At 35.5% G+C, this 19,448-nt stretch carries 20 protein-coding genes; 16 read left to right on the top strand and 4 right to left on the bottom strand.

All coding sequences use genetic code 11. The annotated features are described in order from the left end of the window. Nucleotides 1-4: 4 nt before the first annotated feature. The 11 genes from RHP76_RS04410 to RHP76_RS04360 all read left to right on the top strand — a co-directional run bounded on the left by RHP76_RS04410 (nt 5) and on the right by RHP76_RS04360 (nt 10,245). The gene (locus RHP76_RS04410) at nt 5-394 is read left to right on the top strand and encodes a hypothetical protein (RefSeq protein WP_120231334.1); all 390 of its coding nucleotides are present in this window, start codon (nt 5-7) and stop codon (nt 392-394) included. Nucleotides 395-581: 187 nt separating this feature from the next. Then, nucleotides 582-1,283, top strand: a complete 702-nt coding sequence (locus tag RHP76_RS04405) for a GIN domain-containing protein (RefSeq protein ID WP_120231333.1) — start codon at nt 582-584, stop codon at nt 1,281-1,283. Nucleotides 1,284-1,348: 65 nt separating this feature from the next. Further along, a complete protein-coding gene (locus RHP76_RS04400; RefSeq protein WP_123279832.1) occupies nt 1,349-3,064 on the top strand; it encodes a phospho-sugar mutase in 1,716 nt (571 codons plus the stop codon). A 17-nt stretch (nt 3,065-3,081) separates the two neighbouring features. After that, nucleotides 3,082-3,993, top strand: coding sequence for a hypothetical protein (locus RHP76_RS04395; protein ID WP_120231331.1), 912 nt, complete (start codon nt 3,082-3,084; stop codon nt 3,991-3,993). Between the two features lie 22 nt (nt 3,994-4,015). Then, a complete protein-coding gene (locus tag RHP76_RS04390) occupies nt 4,016-5,269 on the top strand; it encodes a pyridoxal phosphate-dependent aminotransferase (protein ID WP_062674905.1) in 1,254 nt (417 codons plus the stop codon). A 121-nt stretch (nt 5,270-5,390) separates the two neighbouring features. Beyond that, nucleotides 5,391-5,981, top strand: a complete 591-nt coding sequence (locus RHP76_RS04385) for a hypothetical protein (protein WP_120231330.1) — start codon at nt 5,391-5,393, stop codon at nt 5,979-5,981. Nucleotides 5,982-6,108: 127 nt separating this feature from the next. Beyond that, nucleotides 6,109-7,095 carry a phosphatase PAP2 family protein gene (locus RHP76_RS04380; RefSeq protein WP_062674903.1) on the top strand — a complete coding sequence of 329 codons (987 nt, stop codon included), beginning with the start codon at nt 6,109-6,111 and terminating at the stop codon, nt 7,093-7,095. A gap of 139 nt (nt 7,096-7,234) precedes the next feature. Further along, the gene (gene kdsB / locus RHP76_RS04375; protein WP_062674902.1) at nt 7,235-7,957 is read left to right on the top strand and encodes a 3-deoxy-manno-octulosonate cytidylyltransferase; all 723 of its coding nucleotides are present in this window, start codon (nt 7,235-7,237) and stop codon (nt 7,955-7,957) included. Nucleotides 7,958-8,055: 98 nt separating this feature from the next. Beyond that, a complete protein-coding gene (locus RHP76_RS04370) occupies nt 8,056-8,718 on the top strand; it encodes a hypothetical protein (protein WP_062674900.1) in 663 nt (220 codons plus the stop codon). A 34-nt stretch (nt 8,719-8,752) separates the two neighbouring features. Then, nucleotides 8,753-9,328 carry a glutathione peroxidase gene (locus RHP76_RS04365; RefSeq protein WP_062674898.1) on the top strand — a complete coding sequence of 192 codons (576 nt, stop codon included), beginning with the start codon at nt 8,753-8,755 and terminating at the stop codon, nt 9,326-9,328. 11 nt (nt 9,329-9,339) lie between these two features. Continuing rightward, entirely contained in the window at nt 9,340-10,245 is a 906-nt protein-coding gene (locus tag RHP76_RS04360) for an ADP-ribosylglycohydrolase family protein (RefSeq protein WP_311229577.1), read from the top strand. A gap of 4 nt (nt 10,246-10,249) precedes the next feature. Here RHP76_RS04360 and RHP76_RS04355 read toward each other — a convergent pair whose 3' ends face one another. Further along, nucleotides 10,250-10,906, bottom strand: coding sequence for an NAD(P)H-binding protein (locus tag RHP76_RS04355; RefSeq protein WP_288441817.1), 657 nt, complete (start codon nt 10,904-10,906; stop codon nt 10,250-10,252). A gap of 115 nt (nt 10,907-11,021) precedes the next feature. On the opposite strand from RHP76_RS04355, the gene RHP76_RS04350 reads away from it, so the two are divergent. Beyond that, the gene (locus RHP76_RS04350) at nt 11,022-11,375 is read left to right on the top strand and encodes an MmcQ/YjbR family DNA-binding protein (protein WP_110010219.1); all 354 of its coding nucleotides are present in this window, start codon (nt 11,022-11,024) and stop codon (nt 11,373-11,375) included. Between the two features lie 82 nt (nt 11,376-11,457). Further along, on the top strand, nt 11,458-11,949 hold the full coding sequence (locus tag RHP76_RS04345; protein ID WP_228432513.1) for a hypothetical protein: 492 nt from the start codon (nt 11,458-11,460) through the stop codon (nt 11,947-11,949). Between the two features lie 39 nt (nt 11,950-11,988). On the opposite strand, the gene RHP76_RS04340 is transcribed toward RHP76_RS04345, so the two are convergent. Further along, nucleotides 11,989-12,909: a bifunctional riboflavin kinase/FAD synthetase gene (locus RHP76_RS04340; RefSeq protein WP_311229576.1), complete on the bottom strand. Its 921-nt coding sequence runs from the start codon at nt 12,907-12,909 to the stop codon at nt 11,989-11,991. A gap of 288 nt (nt 12,910-13,197) precedes the next feature. On the opposite strand from RHP76_RS04340, the gene atpD reads away from it, so the two are divergent. The 3 genes from atpD to RHP76_RS04325 all read left to right on the top strand — a co-directional run bounded on the left by atpD (nt 13,198) and on the right by RHP76_RS04325 (nt 15,973). After that, nucleotides 13,198-14,706 carry a F0F1 ATP synthase subunit beta gene (gene atpD, locus RHP76_RS04335; RefSeq protein WP_062674887.1) on the top strand — a complete coding sequence of 503 codons (1,509 nt, stop codon included), beginning with the start codon at nt 13,198-13,200 and terminating at the stop codon, nt 14,704-14,706. A gap of 88 nt (nt 14,707-14,794) precedes the next feature. Further along, entirely contained in the window at nt 14,795-15,076 is a 282-nt protein-coding gene (locus RHP76_RS04330; RefSeq protein WP_062674884.1) for a FoF1 ATP synthase subunit delta/epsilon, read from the top strand. A gap of 78 nt (nt 15,077-15,154) precedes the next feature. Next, nucleotides 15,155-15,973, top strand: a complete 819-nt coding sequence (locus RHP76_RS04325; protein WP_288441821.1) for a hypothetical protein — start codon at nt 15,155-15,157, stop codon at nt 15,971-15,973. Nucleotides 15,974-16,317: 344 nt separating this feature from the next. Here the strand turns inward: RHP76_RS04325 and RHP76_RS04320 are convergent, their stop codons facing one another. Beyond that, the gene (locus tag RHP76_RS04320; protein ID WP_288441822.1) at nt 16,318-18,507 is read right to left on the bottom strand and encodes a B12-binding domain-containing radical SAM protein; all 2,190 of its coding nucleotides are present in this window, start codon (nt 18,505-18,507) and stop codon (nt 16,318-16,320) included. A 157-nt stretch (nt 18,508-18,664) separates the two neighbouring features. Beyond that, complete coding sequence (locus RHP76_RS04315) at nt 18,665-19,426, bottom strand: hypothetical protein (RefSeq protein ID WP_062674878.1); 762 nt, start codon at nt 19,424-19,426, stop codon at nt 18,665-18,667. Nucleotides 19,427-19,448 lie beyond the last annotated feature (22 nt).

The following is a 19,448-nucleotide window of genomic DNA, read 5'->3' as shown; positions in this document are numbered from 1 at the left end:
CCGGATGTTTAAAATCAAATCTATTCTTTTTTACTTTCTTTTACTTTTCGCAGTCTCATGTTCATCAAATAAACTTTCCGGTTCTTGGGAGTTTATTGATATTTATGATGGAGAAATTTCTAATACGGATACGTTGAAAAATAAAACAAACAATTCCAGATATGGAACAGGAGTTCTGACCTTTTATCAGGATAAAACTTTCAGTTCAATGGGAAACAATGGAATTTATCAGATAGAAAATAATCTATTGAAAATGAAGTATAATGACGATGAAAATATAACCACAATGAAAATCTCCAGTGTAAGTAAAAATTATCTTCTTTTATTTTCAATGGCTGGCAGTCCTAAAACATGGTTTTATAAAAAAGTAAAAAGAATTGAGAATAAGAAATAGGCTCTTCTGAAAAGCAAAAAATTGAAAACTATCAGGTATTTTATTGTCAAAAGACAAAGTTTTTTAGAAATTTTAATCCTATTTTTGTTCAAAATAATATTGAAAGTCCCGTGAGGCCTGAGAAAAGCTTTCAGAGATTTTCAGTAAAGATCGTTGCGATTATAATATAGAATATTTAAAATTAAATATGAAAAAAGTTGTATACACATTGATGCTGATGGCAGTAGTTTCCTGCGGAAAAGTTTCTCCAAAAGGGAATATTGAAAAGAAAGATGTGGATGTTTCGGAATTCGTCAACCTTGATCTGGAAGGTAAATTCCGTGTATTTTATGCCAGAGGTCCGAAAAATTTTGTAGAAATAGAAACCTATCCAAATGTAGCAAGCAATCTGGATGTGGATGTAAAAGATAAAACCCTTTTCATTAAAGAAAAAAGAGGTACAAAAGGAGTCGATTTTTATAATGTAACGATATATTCCAAATATAATCTTGAAAAAGTAGCTGTTTCAGATTCTGTGGAAGTGAATATTTCAAGCGAAATCAAAACAGATAATTTCAGACTTAACATGAAAAATAATGCAAGTTTCATGGGATCTGTCAACACAAGAAGAGCAGAAGTGGAAATGCATAACAGAAGCCGCGCCAACTTTTTGGGATTATCTAAAGATGCAGTGATAAAGATTTCAGATACAGCAAGTTTAATTGCACCTTACTGGAAAATCACTAATCTGAATATTGATTCTAAAAACGGTAATTATGCAGAAGTAAATGTAAAAGATTCTTTAAAAGGACATATTCAGAACACTGCAAAATTTATCTATTATAACGATCCTATCAGAGCGTTTAAAATTGATAAAACAACGAAAGTCGAAAACAAAAAGCTGGATTAAAAAACAGCATTATTTAAACTAGAAACTAGGAACTTTACAAATTATAAAAGAACAACATTACAAATATGAATACACTAGAAAAAGCGAAACTTTGGTTAAGTGATACCTTCGATAAAGAAACAAGAGATGCTGTACAGACGTTGATCGACAGCAATTCCCCTGATCTGGAAGATTCTTTCTACAGAGAACTGGAATTCGGAACAGGAGGTATGCGTGGGATAATGGGAGTAGGAACCAATCGCTTGAATAAATATACATTAGGACAAGCGACTCAAGGATTGGCTAATTATATGCTTCAGCAGTTCAAAGGAGAAGAGATTAAAGTGGCTATCGCTTATGATGTTCGTAATAACTCAAAAGAATTCGGAAAACTGGTAGCAGATGTTTTAACAGCCAACGGAATTAAAGTTTTACTTTTCAAAGATCACAGACCGACTCCTGAATTGTCTTTCACGGTACGTGATAAAAAATGTAACGGAGGAATCGTATTAACGGCTTCTCACAACCCACCAGAATACAACGGTTACAAAGTATACTGGAATGACGGCGCACAGATTGTTCCGCCTAATGATGAAGCCATTATTAATGAAGTGTATTCTGTGAAATTTGAAGAAATTAAATTCAACGGAAATGATGATCTGATCGAATGGATCGGAGAGGAGCAGGACGATGTGTATATCGATGCATGTATTGAAAACTCTACATATCAGAACGTTGGAAAAGAAAATTTAAATATTGTTTTCACCTCTATCCATGGAACAACCTATACAACTGTTCCCAAAGCCCTTGAAAAAGCAGGCTTCAAAAAAGTAGATCTTGTAAGAGAACAGATGATCCCAAGCGGAAATTTCCCAACAGTAGAGTCTCCAAACCCGGAAGAGCCTGCAGCATTGGAAATGGCAATGGATCTGGCAAGAATTACCAATGCAGATATCGTGATCGGAACAGACCCGGATGGGGACAGATTAGGAATCGCCGTAAGAAATCTTGATGGTGAAATGCAATTATTGAACGGAAACCAAACCAATACCATCCTTACGTATTACATTCTGAATGAGTGGAGAAAACAAGGGAAAATTACCGGAAAAGAGTTCATTGGTTCTACCATCGTAACTTCCGATATCTTCTTTGATATTGCACAGAAATTCGGTGTAGAATGCAAAGTAGGTCTTACTGGATTCAAATGGATTGGAAAAATGATCCGTGAAGCAGAAGGAACTCAGAAATTTGTATGTGGTGGTGAGGAAAGTTTCGGATTTATGACCGGAGACTTCGTTCGTGATAAAGACTCTTGCGGAAGTATTCTTCTAGCCTGCGAAATTGCAGCTTGGTGCAAAGCCAACGGAAAAACAATGTATCAGTACATGATTGAGATCTATGAGGATCTTGGAATGTATTATGAAGGATTAATCAATATCGTTAGAAAAGGGAAAGAAGGAGCTGAAGAAATTCAGAATATGATGAAAGATTTCCGTGAAAATCCTCCAAAGGAACTGGCTGGTTCATTAGTGGAAGAAGTGAAAGACTTTAAAGAGCAGACAAGTCTTACCATTTCTACGAATGAGAAAAAAGTGATGAATGATATTCCGAAGTCTAACGTTTTGATCTATTACACACAGGATGGAACAAAAGTATGTGTAAGACCTTCAGGAACAGAGCCAAAAATCAAGTTCTATGTTTCAGTGAAGGATTCCATTACTTCAGAAGCAGATTTCAGAGACAAATTAAAATCATTGGAAGCTAAAATAGGAGCCGTTAAAACAGATCTTAAACTGGATTAATGCGCTGAAAACAGCAGATGATAAAAAGAATTATAGCAATATACATACTTTCTGCAGCCGTAGTTTCCTGTAAAAAGGAAACTGCAGTTTCAGAAGTAAAACAGGTAAACGATTCGATTACCAAAACTGAATCCAAAGAAGATCAGTATAAACCCATAGACACAGCTTGTTCATCGGCTAACAAAACGGAAGATTATATCACATCTCTTCAGTGGTATCGCACCAAAATTGAAAAAGAGATGGCTGGAAACAGGCCGGAACAGAATGACCAAGTATACGAAGATTATTTAAAAATAAGAGGAAAGTATACCGAATGTCTGATGAGTCTTCATACTGGTGTTCTGGATAAATATGTGAATTATTATAACTATGAGAAGGATCAGTACAATTTTCCGGATAACGTTAAAAAAATAGCTTCAGAACTGAATAAAGCAGGTCTTGAATTCAGAGAAGTAGGAGAAGGAATGACCGAAATATGGACCATTCCGGGATATTATTCTTCTCTTTTTAAAAATAAACTGACTCCGGATTATGAAGCTTATGTTTCACAAACAGATAAAGAAAGTGAAACCAATTATGCCGCAGATGCTGGATTAATAATCAGCTGGGAGCAACTAGGCAACAGATTGATTTTCTGGGAGAATTTCATGAATAAATATCCTGAAAGCAAGCTGATAAAGACAGTAAAACAAGACTATAATTACTATTTGTCCGATTATCTTTTAGGAATGGATAATACGCCCACCTACGAAAGAGACCAGGATAAAGGAACCGGAAAACTAAACGATGAAAACAGAGCGGAATTCAACAGGATGATCAAAAAATATCCGAATTCCCATACGGCCAAAAAAGTAAAAGAGATTATGATTCTTTTTGATACACAAACACCGGTAGATCAAATAGATGAGAAGATTCATGGAGAACGATAATATAAATTTAAAATAAGAAAAAGTGAAAGTTTCAAAATTAGCAGCGAACCTGATCGGTTCTGAAATTGTAAAAATTGGTAACGAAGTAAATGATCTAAAAGCAAAAGGAGCGGAAATTGCCAATCTTACTATTGGTGATCTGAATTCTAATATCTATCCTATTCCGGCATTGCTGAAGGAAGAGATTCAGAAAGCATATCAGAATAATCTGACAAACTATCCGCCTGCCAACGGACTTTTATCTTTAAGAAAAGAAGTTTCCAAAGACCTGAAAAAAAGATGGAATCTTGATTATTCTCCAGAAGACATCCTGATTACTGCAGGATCAAGACCATTGATCTATGCCGTTTACAAAACAATCGTAGACGAAGGAGATAAAGTAGTTTATCCTACACCATCATGGAACAACAATCACTATGCTTATCTTACTTCAGCCAACGCTGTAGAAGTGAAAACAAAACCTGAAACCAATTTCCTTCCGACTGCTGATGATTTAAGACCTCACTTAGATGGAGCCGTTTTATTAGCTTTGTGTTCTCCATTGAACCCTACAGGAACCATGTTTACAAAAGAACAACTTTCTGAGATCTGTGAACTGGTCATTGCTGAAAACAAAAAAAGAGGTGAAGATCAGAAACCGTTATACTTAATGTATGACCAGATCTACTCTTGCCTTACATTCGGTGCTGAGCACGTAGATCCTGTTTCTCTTTTCCCGGAAATGAGAGATTACACCATCTATATCGACGGTATTTCAAAATGCCTTGCAGCAACCGGAGTACGTGTAGGATGGGGATTCGGACCTGCTCATATTCTTGATAAAATGAAGGCACTTCTTACTCACGTTGGAGCATGGGCTCCAAAACCAGAGCAGGAAGCAACGGCTAAATTCTATGAAAATTCAGAGAATGTAGATACTTTCGTGAATGATTTTAAAGCTAAACTTGAAAACAGCTTAAAAGTACTTCACAACGGAGTTCAGGATTTAAAAGGAAAAGGACTGGCTGTTGACAGTATTGAACCAATGGGAGCTCTTTATCTTACTATTAAATTAGATTATATAGGGAAAACAAAACCAGACGGAACTGTACTTGAAAATTCTTCAGACCTGGTATTCTACCTAATTAATGAAGCAGGAGTGGCTTTAGTACCATTCTCAGCTTTCGGAGAAGAAAAATCAGAACCTTGGTTCCGTGCTTCTGTAGGAGGATTAGCTGTAGATGAGATCAAGGTAATGCTTCCCAAACTGGAAAACGCTTTGAACAAATTAAAGTAATTTTCTAATAAAATTATAAGCTTCGACTCTGCCCGGCATGACATCGTTAAAATATATCTTTTAGGATTAGCAATGTCACGCTGAGCGGAGTCGAAGCGTTTTTTACACATTCTATAAAACCATGAAACTTCCGCAGAAATCCTTTCTTGAAACAAAATATGTGTTTTTTTCAACGCTGGTGATCATTACAGTAGTACTCTTAAGTGTTTGGCTTTCAGGAAAAACAGATCATCGTTCTCTGTTTCAGAATTCAATCTTATCAACCTCTGTTTTAGCTGGAGCATTTTTTCTGTTTATCAGTATAGGACTCTATTCTGGTTTAAAATTAAAAGATAATGTAGGAAATATTTTAAACAAAGAAAGAATACAAAGATATGCAGATAAAACACCAAAATTTGATGGTTTTGAGTTTGATCCACCAGCAATTGGTGATGGAATAGGAGGTGTTATTTTATCAGTTCTTTTATGGATTGTAATTTCAATTCTACTTATTTTTCTTTCGTATTTTTTCGGTCTTTTCTTTTGGTCTGCTGTATTATTATTAGGAGCTATTCTGTATTGGATTTTTTTCAGAGCTTTGAGATTGGTTTTCAAAAACTCCGGAAAATGTAAGGGGGATTTGCTAAAAAGTTTCGGATTCGGATTTTTCTATTCTTTTCTCTACATCTCCTGGATGTATGGAATTATTTTTTTGATCAAATATTTGAATTGAAATCTGTATTTTTTGATCAAAAAATTAAATAAATATTAAAAGTTAAACAACAACTTTGCACGATACTCAACAAGGGATTATCTTTGAAACTTTTACACACCCGAATATAAAAGTTGAAAATTACACGATGAAAAAACTGAGATTTCTACTCTTACCAGTTTCAATATTGGTATGCTCACAAGAGGTTGATACACTGAAGGTAAAAGAGCTTCCCAAGGAAACCGAATTGCCCAAAGTACAAACCTACACTTTAAAAGACGGATCTGTCCGCACTTATCCGAAACCTAAATTATTGGATTTTGTAACCAAATTACCCAGAAACTTTATCAATACCAATAAAGATTTCGTAGCCAAAGATCATGCTTATTATCTGGGAGGAGCTGTTGCCGCTACGTTAATACTCCTGCCGTTTGACCAGAAACTGATTGATAATTCAAGAGAACTGGCTGAACAATGGGGAATGGATAAAGATAATAACTACCATAAAGTGGGAGGTGTATTTAAAATTCCGAAAGATGTCGGATCTGCACTGTACCTTATAGGAAATGGCTCTACATTAGTATTATTAGGAATTGGTTTCGGAACCTATGGATTGATAAAAAATGACTACAGAGCCCAGGCTACCGCCAGTGGTTTAATGGAAAGTTTAATTCTTTCCGGAGTTTTCACCCAAACCCTTAAAAGAATTACAGGAAGAGAAAGCCCGTTTATTGCCGAAGAATACGGACACAAAGGAGGCGCATGGAATCCGTTTCCCAGTTTCTCCGCATTCAGTAAAAATACCTCGAATTACGATGCCATGCCGTCGGGACATTTAACCACCTTCATGGCTGGAATCACTGTGATTGCAGATAACTATCCGGATGCCAAATGGATCAAGCCTGTAGGGTATACACTGGCAGGAGCATTATGCTTTCAAATGATGCAAAGTAAAGTTCACTGGGCCTCAGACTATCCATTAGCCCTATTAATGGGATATTTTATAGGAAAAACCATATCAAAAAGCAGATACACTTCTTCAGAAGGAACAATCGGAAAGACAAAATATAGTCTCAACTTCACTGCATCCCGCCAATGGGAATACAATATGGTAGGCGTAAAACTCTCTTTTTAAACTCTGAAATCTTTGTTTTGTTTAGGAAATAAGATACTTTTCACTACATTTGGTCTCAGGATAAAAGGTGTATCCGGACTTTTATAAGTGTTGGGATGAAACCTCCTGATTTAAAAAGAATTACTTAATATTGTATTGAATGAAAATAATCGCTGTTATCCCTGCACGTTACGAAGCAAGCCGTTTTCCAGGGAAATTAATGCAGATTTTAGGAGAAAAAACCGTGATTACTACAACCTATCAGAATGTAGTGGAAACCGGACTGTTTGATGAAGTATTTGTCGCCACAGACTCTGAAATTATTCTTGATGAAATCGTAAAAAACGGAGGAAAAGCCGTCATGACGGGACAACATGAGACTGGAAGCGACCGTATTGCTGAAGCAGTACAGAATATAGAGTGTGATATTGTCATCAATGTTCAGGGAGATGAGCCTTTCCTTAAGTTAGAACCTTTACGTCAGCTGATTGAAGTTTTCAGAAATGATAATCAACAGGAAATATCTTTAGCTTCTTTAAAAATACAGCTGCGCGAAAAAGAAGAAATTGAAAATCCGAATAACGTAAAAGTAATTACTGATAACAATGGTTTTGCTTTATATTTCAGTCGTTCTGTAATTCCTTTTCACAGAGAAGTTTCCTTTGATGTAAGCTATTTTAAACATATTGGAGTATATGCTTTCAGAAAAGAAGCGCTGTTGCAGTTTTCAAAACTGGCTATGAAACCATTGGAAATATCAGAAAAGATTGAATGCATCCGTTATCTTGAATACGGAATGAAAATCAAAATGATAGAAACCAATTTCGTTGGAGTAGGCATTGATACGCCGGAAGATCTGGAAAAAGCCCGAAAATTAATTTAAAATCAGAAGAATCAGCAAAACAAATCGGCTTTTTAGTTGTTTTGCGTTTTTGCAATTTTACATAAATCCCCCTATATTTGAATTTATAAATAAAATTAATGAAGAAGTTATTATTAGTATTTGGACTGATATTTTCGCATGTGATATTCGGACAGACCGCAAAGGAAATTATTGACAAAAACATTGAATTATCCGGAGGGTTAACCAATTGGAAATTATTAAACTCGGTATTGCTTCAGGGAAAAGTAATCCTGGGAATTAAAGATGAATATCCGATAAGAATTTTTCAGCAACGTCCAAATCTTACTAAAACATTGATTACGACCGGAGGAAAAGAAACTGCAATTGAAGGTTTTGATGGTACCAAAGGGTATGCAATGAATTATGCTGCCAATAAACTTCAGGAATATCCTGAATATGTGCCGGAAAGTTTCGATAATGATTTCATTGATTGGGAAAATAAAGGATTTGATGCCAAATACCTTGGAAAAGAAAAAGTAGGAGAGATCTATTGTCATAAGGTAGAACTTACCAAGAATGTGAATAAGAATATGTATTATTTTGATACAAAAACTTATATGCTGATCAAAGAAGTGAAAAAAGATGAAACATTGATCTATTCTGATTTTAAAAAAGTTGGAAACCTAATCATGCCTTTCAGAATTGAATCTTCAAGTGCTAAAAAAGACGGAGATTATGTGATGTTATTAAACAGAATAGACATCAATAAAGTTTTTCCGGCTAATATTTTTAAATTTTAATTCAATTGCAGTTCTCTGCATAAAATTATAAGACATGAAAAAGATTTTCTTACTGCTGCTTTCTTTCATGGCATTTCTGCAAAGCTGCACCAACCAAAAAAGTGAAATTTCTAAAGCTAAAACCACAGAACTTATGGGAAAAACAATATATGACTTCAAAGTAGAAGGTCTTGATGGCAAAGAAATCAATTTTGCAGATTTTAAAGGAAAAAAAATCCTGATTGTCAATACGGCTTCAGAATGTGGATTTACTCCACAGTACGCAGATCTTGAAAAGGTATATGAACAATATAAAGATAAATTGGTAGTGATAGGGTTTCCTGCTAATAATTTTGGAGGACAGGAACCTGGAACCAACACTGAAATTGGGGCTTTCTGCCAGAAAAATTACGGAGTAACATTCCCGATGGCTGCTAAAGTTTCTGTAAAAGGCGATGATACAGCACCTATCTTTAAATTTTTAACAGAGAAGGAACTTAACGGAGTAAAGAATACAAGCATCCTTTGGAATTTCACGAAATTTCTTGTAGATGAAAACGGAAAATTGATTGACACCTTTGTAAGCACTACAAATCCCACGGATGTGGCTATTACAAAGTATCTGAAATAATAAATTACTATATGGATTTTCCGGATCGGTTTGAAGCTTGCATTGTTAGTGGAGCAATTGGAGATGCGTGGGGAAGCAGCTATGAAAATGAAGTTGAAACCGATGATTCACAGATTTATTATTTAGGAAAAAAGAATATAAAGCAAAGAGTTTGGAGTATTACGGATGATACACAAATGACTTTGGCAACTTGTGAAGCTTTGTCTGAAGGTAATTTTACTCCTGAAAATCTTATCAATAAATTTGTAGAATATTACAGAAGCCGTAAATTAACAGGAATTGGCGCTTCTACACTTAAGGCAATTTTAGATACAGAAGCCGGTATTCATTGGAGTCAGGCTGGCAGAATTGGAGAGTTTGCCGCAGGAAACGGAGGAGCGATGAGAATTGCTCCTTTTGCTTTTTTCTCAGATATTACAAGGCAAAACATTCACGATGCTTGTAAGGTAACACACAGAAATGATGAAGCCTTTTCTGGAGCTTTGGCTGTTTTCCTTTCTATAAAAGCAATCCTCAATTCTGATTGGAATGGAAAAAATAATCTTTTTGATATTATTATTCCAGAAATTCCTGATACCAATGTAAGAGATAGATTAATTGAAATTAATTCAACAGGAAATAATTTTTCAATTTCAGAAATATCAAAATTGGGCAATAATGGCTATGTTGTTAATTCAGTTCCTTTCGCTATTTACTGTTCAACCAAAATTATTGAGTTAGGTCTGGAAGAAATGTTGAAACAAATTATCAGTTCGGGAGGAGATACAGATACCAATGCTTCAATTGCCGGACAGATTGCCGGAGCATTGATCGGAACTGAAAATATTCCCCATGAATTAATTTTGAAACTTAAAAAACTACCGGATTATAAATGGATCAAGCCAATTATTGATGCAACAAAACAAAAAATAAGTTAAAGCATTATCCATTGCTTTTCTCCGCAAAACAGAAAATATTTCCCAGCTTGATACTGGAATAGCCGTTACTTTTTATTTTCGAAGAATTAATCATAGCTTTTGCCAGAATATCGGTTGGCAGGGGCTTCTGACTTTCTAATAGCCCTAATTTATTAGCAAATTTAATGATGCGGCTTCCCAATACTTCTCCGGTTCTTTCAGAATCTTTGCGTTCCAGCATTCCCGGTTTAAAAATAGTGATCTTATTGAAATGCAGTTGTTTTACAGCTTCTTCCAGTTCCCCCTTCATTTTAGAATAGAAAATTTTAGACTGTGGGTTCGCTCCGTAAGCCGATACCAGAATATAATCTTCCACTTCATTCTCTTTTGCAGCTTTCGCAAATTCATACTGATAATCAAAGTCTACTTTCTTCTGGGCTTCTTTGCTTCCGGCATCTTTTAAAGTAGTTCCCAGACATGAAAACGCCACATCTCCCTTCACCATCTCTTTCCATTCCTCCGGTTTTTCAAAATTCACCACATGAACTTTCAGCTTATCATTCTGAATATCGACAGGTTTTCTAACGAAAATATCCACTTCATCAAACTCTTTGTCATTCAATAACTGATTGACAAGATCTTTTCCTGTGGCACCTGTAGCACCTATTACAAGAGCTTTCATAATAATTGCGGTTTTGTAAGATTATTTCTTTCTTAAATTTACTAAATTTGAATTAAAGATTAAAGAATTAATTTGATCATTACCTATTACTTATCACTTATTACTTATATTGAACATGGATGCCAACGAAATTTTAGATTACTGCCTGGCCAAAAAAGGAGTTACAGAAAGCTTTCCGTTTGATAACGAAACTCTCGTGATGAAAGTAGACACCAAAATGTTTTTACTAATGGGGCTTGAGAGACAGCCGTTGGCCATTAATGTAAAAACAGATCCTGAATGGAGCGCAGAGCTTCGTGAGCAATATCCGCAGATCACGGGGGCCTATCACATGAACAAAACCCACTGGAATTCCGTAGCAGTAGATGGATTGAAAAGAGATCTGATCTTTAAACTCATTGATCAATCCTACGAGCTGGTTTTCAAATCCCTGACTAAAAAAGCGCAGAATGAAGTCAATTCATTATAGTACATCAAATAAATTGAGGTACGGGATTTGTTATCTATTACTGGTGAAATAATATATTTGACATTAATAAAATAAATTACAAATGAGAAATCACCTTTTATTATTCGCAGCAGCCGGAACATTGATGCTGTCAGGCTGCACCAAGCCGGTAAATAAGAACACTACCGAAAAAAACACTTCTGCTGTATCAGCCTCTGAAAAATATCCCGAAACTCTTAAATTAGAATTTTCAGGAACAGACGCATTTACCATTAAAAATGCAAGGCTCAAAGTGAGTTTATATGGAATGGACGAAAAACTGGCTGATGCTCCAGCTACTTTAATTGCAGAACAGGAATATGAACAGAAATCAATACCCTTCACCATCAATCTGCCAATACCTGAAGATGCCGGAAGCAAGATCAATCCAAAACCTGCCGGTCCTGCAAAATATTATGTAACCATAAGCTGGGATTCTGATGGAAACGGAAAAGCAGATCAAAAAGGAGATATCTTTATTGATTACGACAAACAGTTCCCGAATGTGAAACTGAATAATGAAACCCAGAAAATCTACTTAAAAGTATTAAAATAAACAAAAAGGCTATTCCCACCGAATAGCCTTTCTCTATATTTAAAAATCAAATTTTTCTGTTATTCTTTTATCCTCATCCAGTCTTTCAATCAATTTGTCCAGACCTTCAAATTTGATTTCATCATGAAGAAAATCCCTGAAACTTACCATAATCTTTTCATCATAAATGTCATCATCAAAATCAAGGATATAAACTTCCACAGTTAGTTTTTCTCCATTTACCGTCGGATTGGTTCCGATGCTCAGCATTCCTTTGTACTGATTACCCTTTACGAATACTTCCACAATATAAGCTCCTTTTTTAGGTAACAACTTGATTGATTCAGTATCAATATTTGCTGTCGGATATCCGATTGTTCTTCCAATCTTTTTCCCATGAACTACAGTTCCGGAAACAGAGTAGGAGTATCCCAGCATTTCGTTAGCTTCCTTAACATTACCTGTTAATAGAGCATTACGTACTTTAGTGGAACTGATATTATTTTCATGAATATTAATTGCTTCCATCTGTTCTACCTCAAAATCAAGTTCTTTTGATAATTTCTGGAGAAGCTCAAAATTTCCGCTTTTATTTTTTCCGAAGGAATGATCGTATCCTATAATAAGGTACTTTACATTAAGTTTGTCAATTAAAATCTGACGTACAAACTCTTCTCCGGTCAGATTTCTGAATTCTTCATCAAATTCTTTTAGGAACAAATTATCAATGCCATATTTTTCAACCAGCTGTTTCTTTTCTTCCAGTGTATTGAGAAGCTTTAAATCTTCATTAGGATTAAAAACAAATCTTGGATGAGGCCAGAACGTAAGAATTGCTGTTTCCAGATTATTTTCTGTACCTATTTTAGTCAGCTCATCGATAATACTCTTGTGCCCTAGATGTACCCCGTCAAACATTCCTAAAGACAATGCTAAAGGCTTCTGTGAGGAGTAATCTGTAAAATTCTTGAAAACTTTCAAAACGGAAAAATTTTGATTGCAAATATAAAACCTTTATTTTTAATGTAACGGAGGGAATCTGAAAATTTGAAAATGAAAAATTTTGAAAAAAATCCTACATTATATAATACTATAATAATAACAATTTAGTGAATTGCCAATTTGCTGTTAAATATAATGATAAATATTGAATTTTACATAGTAAATGACAAACTCATCCATCTCTTCAAAAGCATGATAAAAATCTTTTTTTTACCAATTGCGGGTTTATGAAGAATCACTATATTTGCACCAAGAAAAAATTTAGCAATGGCAAACCAAATTAAAGGTAAAATTTCTCAAATTATTGGTCCGGTAATCGACGTTGTCTTCACAGATGTGGAAGCTGTTCCAGCAATCTATGACGCGTTAGAAATTACAAAAGAAAACGGTGAAAAAGTAGTTTTAGAGGTAGAACAACATATTGGCGAAGATACAGTAAGATGTATCGCAATGGACGCTACTGACGGTCTTAAAAGAGGGCAAGACGTAATTGGATACGGAAATCCTATTATGATGCCTATCGGAGAGGCAGTAAACGGAAGACTATTCAACGTTGTTGGTGATGCTATCGATGGACTTCAAGATATTTCTAAGGATGGTGGTCTTCCAATTCACAGACCAGCTCCAAAATTTGATCAATTATCAACTTCAGCAGAAGTTTTATTTACAGGTATTAAAGTAATCGACCTAGTTGAGCCTTATGCAAAAGGAGGTAAAATTGGATTGTTCGGTGGTGCCGGTGTAGGTAAAACAGTATTGATTCAGGAGTTGATTAACAATATTGCAAAAGGACACGGAGGTCTTTCTGTTTTCGCCGGAGTAGGTGAAAGAACGAGAGAAGGAAATGACCTTTTGAGAGAGATGTTGGAATCAGGTATTATCAAGTATGGTGATGATTTCATGCACTCTATGGAAAACGGAGGTTGGGATCTTTCTAAAGTAGACTTAGAAGCTATGAAAGATTCAAAAGCAGCATTCGTTTTCGGACAGATGAACGAGCCGCCAGGTGCAAGAGCGAGAGTAGCACTTTCTGGTCTTACATTGGCTGAGTACTACAGAGACGGTGGAGAAAGCGGACAAGGTAGAGACGTACTTTTCTTCGTAGACAACATCTTCCGTTTTACACAGGCTGGTTCTGAGGTATCTGCACTTCTTGGTCGTATGCCATCAGCAGTAGGTTACCAACCAACGCTAGCTTCTGAAATGGGTGCGATGCAGGAAAGAATTACTTCAACGAAAAATGGTTCAATTACTTCAGTACAAGCGGTATACGTACCTGCGGATGACTTAACTGACCCGGCTCCTGCAACTACGTTTGCTCACTTGGATGCAACTACGGTACTTGACAGAAAGATTGCTTCATTAGGTATCTATCCGGCGGTAGATCCACTTGCTTCTACTTCAAGAATCCTTGCTCCTGAAGTTATCGGTCACGATCACTACAACTGTGCTCAAAGAGTAAAAGAAATCCTTCAAAGATATAAAGCACTTCAGGATATCATCGCGATCCTTGGTATGGAAGAACTTTCTGAAGAAGATAAAGCTGTTGTATACCGTGCAAGAAAAGTTCAGAGATTCTTATCTCAACCTTTCCACGTAGCAGAGCAGTTTACAGGTATCCCAGGATCATTGGTAGACATCAAAGATACGATCAAAGGATTCAACATGATTATGGATGGTGAGTTAGATCACTTACCAGAAGCAGCTTTCAACTTGAAAGGAACCATCGAAGAAGCTATCGAAGCAGGACAAAAAATGTTAGCTGAAAACGCTTAATAATTAGACATAAAGATTACAGATACAAGACATGAGACTTTAAGGTTGTCTGAAATCTGAAATCTGAAATCTTCAAATCTAAATTAAAATGAATATAAAAATTTTAACACCAGAATACGTAGTTTTTGAAGGAGAAGTAGACTCAGTATTGTTGCCTGGAAAAAATGGTGAATTTCACATCATGAAAAACCACGCAGGAATTGTTTCTTCTTTAATCGGAGGTGATGTAAAGCTTTTTGCTAATTCTATTGATGAGGCTTATGCTAAAAATTTCACTAAAGAAGCCGGAAAAGACTCTGTTTTTGCTTATGCTATCAAAAGCGGTGTTGTAGAATTTAATCATAATAAAGGAATTATCCTTTGTGAATAATTAAATGAAAAGCTAAATATATTTTCAAGAAAGTGTAACTTTGTGTTACACTTTTTTTATTTGTAAAAGTCTGATTGTATGAAGAGAGGCATAATCATATTATTTACAGTTCTGGGTATTTTCCTCCATGCCCAGAATATCAAAACCAAAAGAGGAATTATTAATCTTGACGGTATTCCGGTAGCTAAGCTCTCCAACAAATCCAGCGAATATACGTTTATGGATCTTAAAGAGACCCCGATGTATACGATTAAATTCATTGATAAAAGCATCGTGGATTCTGTTCGCGACAGTTATATCATTGTCAACAGAGTATATAACAGGGACAAAACCATCGAAATTGATTACTCGTCACCTTCTGCATTTTCCGGAGAAGAAAAATCTGCAGTCTTTACATCGGTCAAAGATCTTAAAATCATTGATAACAAAGGGATCAATGTTAAAAATCTTGATGAGCTTTTTTCAAATGTCCCGAAAAGGAAGCTGGACGCTAAAACAAAAGATGCTTATGCGATCAGAAAGAAAATAGACAAGATGAATATTGAGGTCAATAAAGTGGGAGAGATCCTTAGTAATGGTGTTCCGGTGGGGTATTTTACCAATCTGCCGGTAAGTTTTGGTTCGGAAGATACCATTATGGACAAAACACCTATTGATATTGAAATTTATGATGCTAAAAGTAAACTTATCGGAAGGTATATCACCACAACAAAACAGCTGAAAACAGCGGGAGGAAAGTCTTTTACGATCTATAGAGAAATGTCCGGAAGGGCTTCAATCCTGAAATTTCCGACCTATAAAGCACTGGCTGAGCGCATGGCAATTATGGATCCCAATTTTATCAAAATACAGGAAAAAGTAAACGTAGGTACTGTTTCAAAAGAGACTCCTAATTAATTGATGTGATACAGATTTTATCAATAGGAACGGGCTTTAGCCCGTTTTTTTATTATGGATCAAATTCATCCGGCTTTAGCTAAAACTTTAAACCACCCCGTCAAAAATTCTTTGAATGTTTTGCCACCCCTCCGGAGGAGGGGAATATTTTGCCGGTTTATTTATGGCAGCTAGAAATTTGGATTAATCTCTTCTGAATGTGAAAATGGAATGTCTTATCCTTTCAAATCCAAATCAGCGAGAGATGATCATTCAATAGAAAAAGGTTTTATTCATATAGAAAATTAACAATTCATAGAAAATTGTGTCTTTTTAAAAAATCCCTGACAAAAAAGTGGAAATTTTTATAAACTTAAAATCACCCCATTTTCCTTCAATTGTTGTATCGGTTTTGAGAACCAGAATAACTCAAAATCATCAAAATTTTCTTCAAATTGATTTTTAAGTTGTTGAATTGTAGGTTTTTTAGAATTTTCAATAGCATTCTCTTCCAATACATTCATCAGCCATTTTGCTTTTTCCTGTTCCAGTTCAACCTTCACAATATTGGTTTTTAAATGGAATGTAAGAAGCGTATACGTACCAGAATATTTCTTTTTATTTTTTACGCGATTCTCAGCGATTACATTTTTGGTCAAAAAGACAACTTTTGAATTTGCTTTCAGACTGAACTGCCCATCTTCCAAAAGACAGTCATGAATATAATCCGGGTGAATGGTAGTCCTTGGAATTTTAAAATCAAACCAATCCTGAAGCGGCAGTTCGAAATTGACTCCATGCATATAATTGAACAGAGACTTTTTTAATCCGAAGCTGAACTTATTGTGATCGATTCCGGTTTTATCTTTAAAGTCAATATCATTATTAGCAAACAAAATTTCCTGTTTTACCGGAACTACTCCAAAATCTTCCGGGCTCATTCCAACGGGTGAGTGAGCAGTCATTGCGAACTGATGCCAGAATCCACTTTGAAGAATTCCCATCTCAAACATCTGCCGAATCATTTCCAGAGAATCTACCGTTTCCTGAACTGTTTGGGTAGGATAGCCATACATCAGATATGCATGAACCATAATTCCTGCTTCTGTAAAATTTCTTGTTACATTAGCAACCTGTTCTACAGAAACTCCTTTATCAATTAATTTCAATAATCGGTCGCTGGCTACTTCAAGCCCACCGGAAACAGCCACGCATCCTGAAAGTTTCAGAAGATAGCAGAGATCCCGGGTAAAGCTTTTTTCAAAACGGATATTGGTCCACCAGGTAACTACCAGATTTCTTCTGAGGATTTCCAGAGCTACTTCTCTCATTAAGGCAGGCGGTGCGGCTTCATCCACAAAATGGAATCCTGTCTCACCGGTTGTACGGATCAGTTCTTCAATCCGGTCTACCAGAATTTTAGCAGAAATAGGTTCGTAGATTTTAATATAGTCTAAAGAAATATCACAGAATGTACATTTTCCCCAGTAGCATCCGTGTGCCATCGTCAGTTTGTTCCATCGTCCGTCGCTCCATAAACTGTGCATCGGATTGGCGATTTCGATAACGGAAATATATTGATCCAGTTTTAAATCTGTATAATCAGGAGTACCTATTTCAGACTGTTTGAAGTCGTGTCTTCTAGAATTATTCTTGTAAACAACTTCATTATTTTCTAGAAGAAAAGTTCTTTTAAATTCACCTTCCCCGGCGGTAATTTCTAAATTTTGGTGAAGAAGTTCCAATGGAAGCTCACCATCATCTAAAGTAATAAAATCAAAAAATTCGAATACTCTCTGATCTTTGACTTCTCTTAATTCCGTATTGGGAAATCCTCCTCCCATAGCAATTTTAATGTGAGGATAATGCTTTTTGATCCATTGGGCACATTTGAATGCTGAATACAAATTACCAGGAAACGGAATGGAAAAACAAACAAGCTTTGGCTGAACAGTTTCAATTTTTTCCTTAAGAATTTTTAAAGTAAACTCATCGATAAATGTAGGTTCACCAGATAATTTCGAATATAATTCATCAAAAGAATTGGCACTTTTTCCAAGGCGTTCTGCATATCTGCTGAAACCAAAATCGGAATCGATATTTTCCACAATATAGTCGGAAATATCTTCCAGGTATAGAGTTGCCAGATGTTTGGCCTTATCCTGAAGTCCCATATTTCCAAAAGCAAATTCCATATCATCCAGCTGGTTGAAACGGGAAGCTTCGGGAAGAAAGTTCATGCTACAGATCTGTCTTGCTAATGTAGGAGTTTTATCCTGTAAAAAAGTAATGACCTGATCTATTGTTTTTAAATATTCTTCTCTTAAGGCATAGATTCTCTGAGAATTTTCAGAGGTGCTATGAAGGTCAATTTCTTTACTGAAAACCTTCTGAATTCCATCCTTTGAAAATAATTCCAAAATAACATCAATCCCCAAATCTACCTGATAGCTTGAAATATTCTTGGTATTTAAAAACCCTTTTATATAAGCTGTTGCAGGATAAGGAGTATTAAGTTGGGTAAACGGCGGAGTAATAAGAAGCAGGTCTTTCAACAGAAATTTTTTGCAAAGTTATTCCAAAGTTATTTTAGAAAAAAATTTTTTCCCCTGATTATAAACAGTGACGAAAAGTCTTTAGAGATATTGTATTTATTACTATTCGATTTTCTTGATTCTTCTTATTTCCAATCCATGGAAGCAGCAAAGCATTTTAGAATAAATTAGAAGGTTTATTAAACAAAGCATCCGGAGAATTGCTGTCAATAAATGTTAAGAAAGCATCTTCGTCAAAATATCCGTCTACATCAAGAATTTCAGCTTTCAGCAATCCGATTTCGCCAGGTTTTTCAAGGCTTATATTTTCAATAAACTTTCCGGTCTTGCCTGTTATTTCATTATGGAAACTGATTAAGTATCTGGAATAAATATTACCTTCAGCCACCGTGTAATGTCCGTTTTCTGCAATGAGAGAAGTCATAATGCTTCCTCCGATGTATGTTTCATTATCATTCCCCGAAGCACCAAACAATACTTTTGAGGTCACATTTCCGGAGCAATATAATGAACCGTTGATGATAATATTTTCCGCCTGTATATTACCGGTAACAATAAGGACAATATAATCCTCCACAAAAAGTTTCTCCGACAAGTGAAGATCACTATCGATAAGAATGATTTTATACCCTTCATCTTCTGAAGTAATCAGTTCCAGAGAAGTGTTGCTTTCATTTTGTATAAGAACAATTTCAGGAGCATCGTTTTCATTATTGATGTACAGGGAAGCGTCCTTTAACTTTTCTGCTGTTTCATCGTCCAGCATTTCGAAAAATTCAGTAAGGCTTTCTTCATCTATGCCACTTTCATTGAAGAAATTGTTTTCCAGGGCTTCGTGAGCAATGCTGTATAGGTTTTCTGATTTTTCTTTGAGTTGTTTGTATAATTGGTCTTTGGTAAGTTTTTGCAATTCTTTCATCGGTTTTTAAAAGTATATACAT

The organism is Chryseobacterium sp. SG20098, from assembly GCF_031844745.1.
Classification (GTDB): Bacteria; Bacteroidota; Bacteroidia; order Flavobacteriales; family Weeksellaceae; genus Chryseobacterium; species Chryseobacterium cucumeris.
The sequence above is the reverse complement of the archived record's forward strand: the minus strand, read 5'-3'. Positions and strand labels throughout refer to the sequence as shown.

What these genes read in the sequence shown, in the direction of transcription:
- RHP76_RS04410 (WP_120231334.1), top strand. Translation starts at nt 5, where the DNA reads ATGTTTAAAATCAAATCTATTCTTTTTTACTTTCTTTTACTTTTCGCA.
- RHP76_RS04405 (WP_120231333.1), top strand. Translation starts at nt 582, where the DNA reads ATGAAAAAAGTTGTATACACATTGATGCTGATGGCAGTAGTTTCCTGC.
- RHP76_RS04400 (WP_123279832.1), top strand. Translation starts at nt 1,349, where the DNA reads ATGAATACACTAGAAAAAGCGAAACTTTGGTTAAGTGATACCTTCGAT.
- RHP76_RS04395 (WP_120231331.1), top strand. Translation starts at nt 3,082, where the DNA reads ATGATAAAAAGAATTATAGCAATATACATACTTTCTGCAGCCGTAGTT.
- RHP76_RS04385 (WP_120231330.1), top strand. Translation starts at nt 5,391, where the DNA reads ATGAAACTTCCGCAGAAATCCTTTCTTGAAACAAAATATGTGTTTTTT.
- RHP76_RS04380 (WP_062674903.1), top strand. Translation starts at nt 6,109, where the DNA reads ATGAAAAAACTGAGATTTCTACTCTTACCAGTTTCAATATTGGTATGC.
- kdsB (WP_062674902.1), top strand. Translation starts at nt 7,235, where the DNA reads ATGAAAATAATCGCTGTTATCCCTGCACGTTACGAAGCAAGCCGTTTT.
- RHP76_RS04370 (WP_062674900.1), top strand. Translation starts at nt 8,056, where the DNA reads ATGAAGAAGTTATTATTAGTATTTGGACTGATATTTTCGCATGTGATA.
- RHP76_RS04365 (WP_062674898.1), top strand. Translation starts at nt 8,753, where the DNA reads ATGAAAAAGATTTTCTTACTGCTGCTTTCTTTCATGGCATTTCTGCAA.
- RHP76_RS04360 (WP_311229577.1), top strand. Translation starts at nt 9,340, where the DNA reads ATGGATTTTCCGGATCGGTTTGAAGCTTGCATTGTTAGTGGAGCAATT.
- RHP76_RS04355 (WP_288441817.1), bottom strand. Translation starts at nt 10,906, where the DNA reads ATGAAAGCTCTTGTAATAGGTGCTACAGGTGCCACAGGAAAAGATCTT.
- RHP76_RS04350 (WP_110010219.1), top strand. Translation starts at nt 11,022, where the DNA reads ATGGATGCCAACGAAATTTTAGATTACTGCCTGGCCAAAAAAGGAGTT.
- RHP76_RS04345 (WP_228432513.1), top strand. Translation starts at nt 11,458, where the DNA reads ATGAGAAATCACCTTTTATTATTCGCAGCAGCCGGAACATTGATGCTG.
- atpD (WP_062674887.1), top strand. Translation starts at nt 13,198, where the DNA reads ATGGCAAACCAAATTAAAGGTAAAATTTCTCAAATTATTGGTCCGGTA.
- RHP76_RS04330 (WP_062674884.1), top strand. Translation starts at nt 14,795, where the DNA reads ATGAATATAAAAATTTTAACACCAGAATACGTAGTTTTTGAAGGAGAA.
- RHP76_RS04325 (WP_288441821.1), top strand. Translation starts at nt 15,155, where the DNA reads ATGAAGAGAGGCATAATCATATTATTTACAGTTCTGGGTATTTTCCTC.
- RHP76_RS04315 (WP_062674878.1), bottom strand. Translation starts at nt 19,426, where the DNA reads ATGAAAGAATTGCAAAAACTTACCAAAGACCAATTATACAAACAACTC.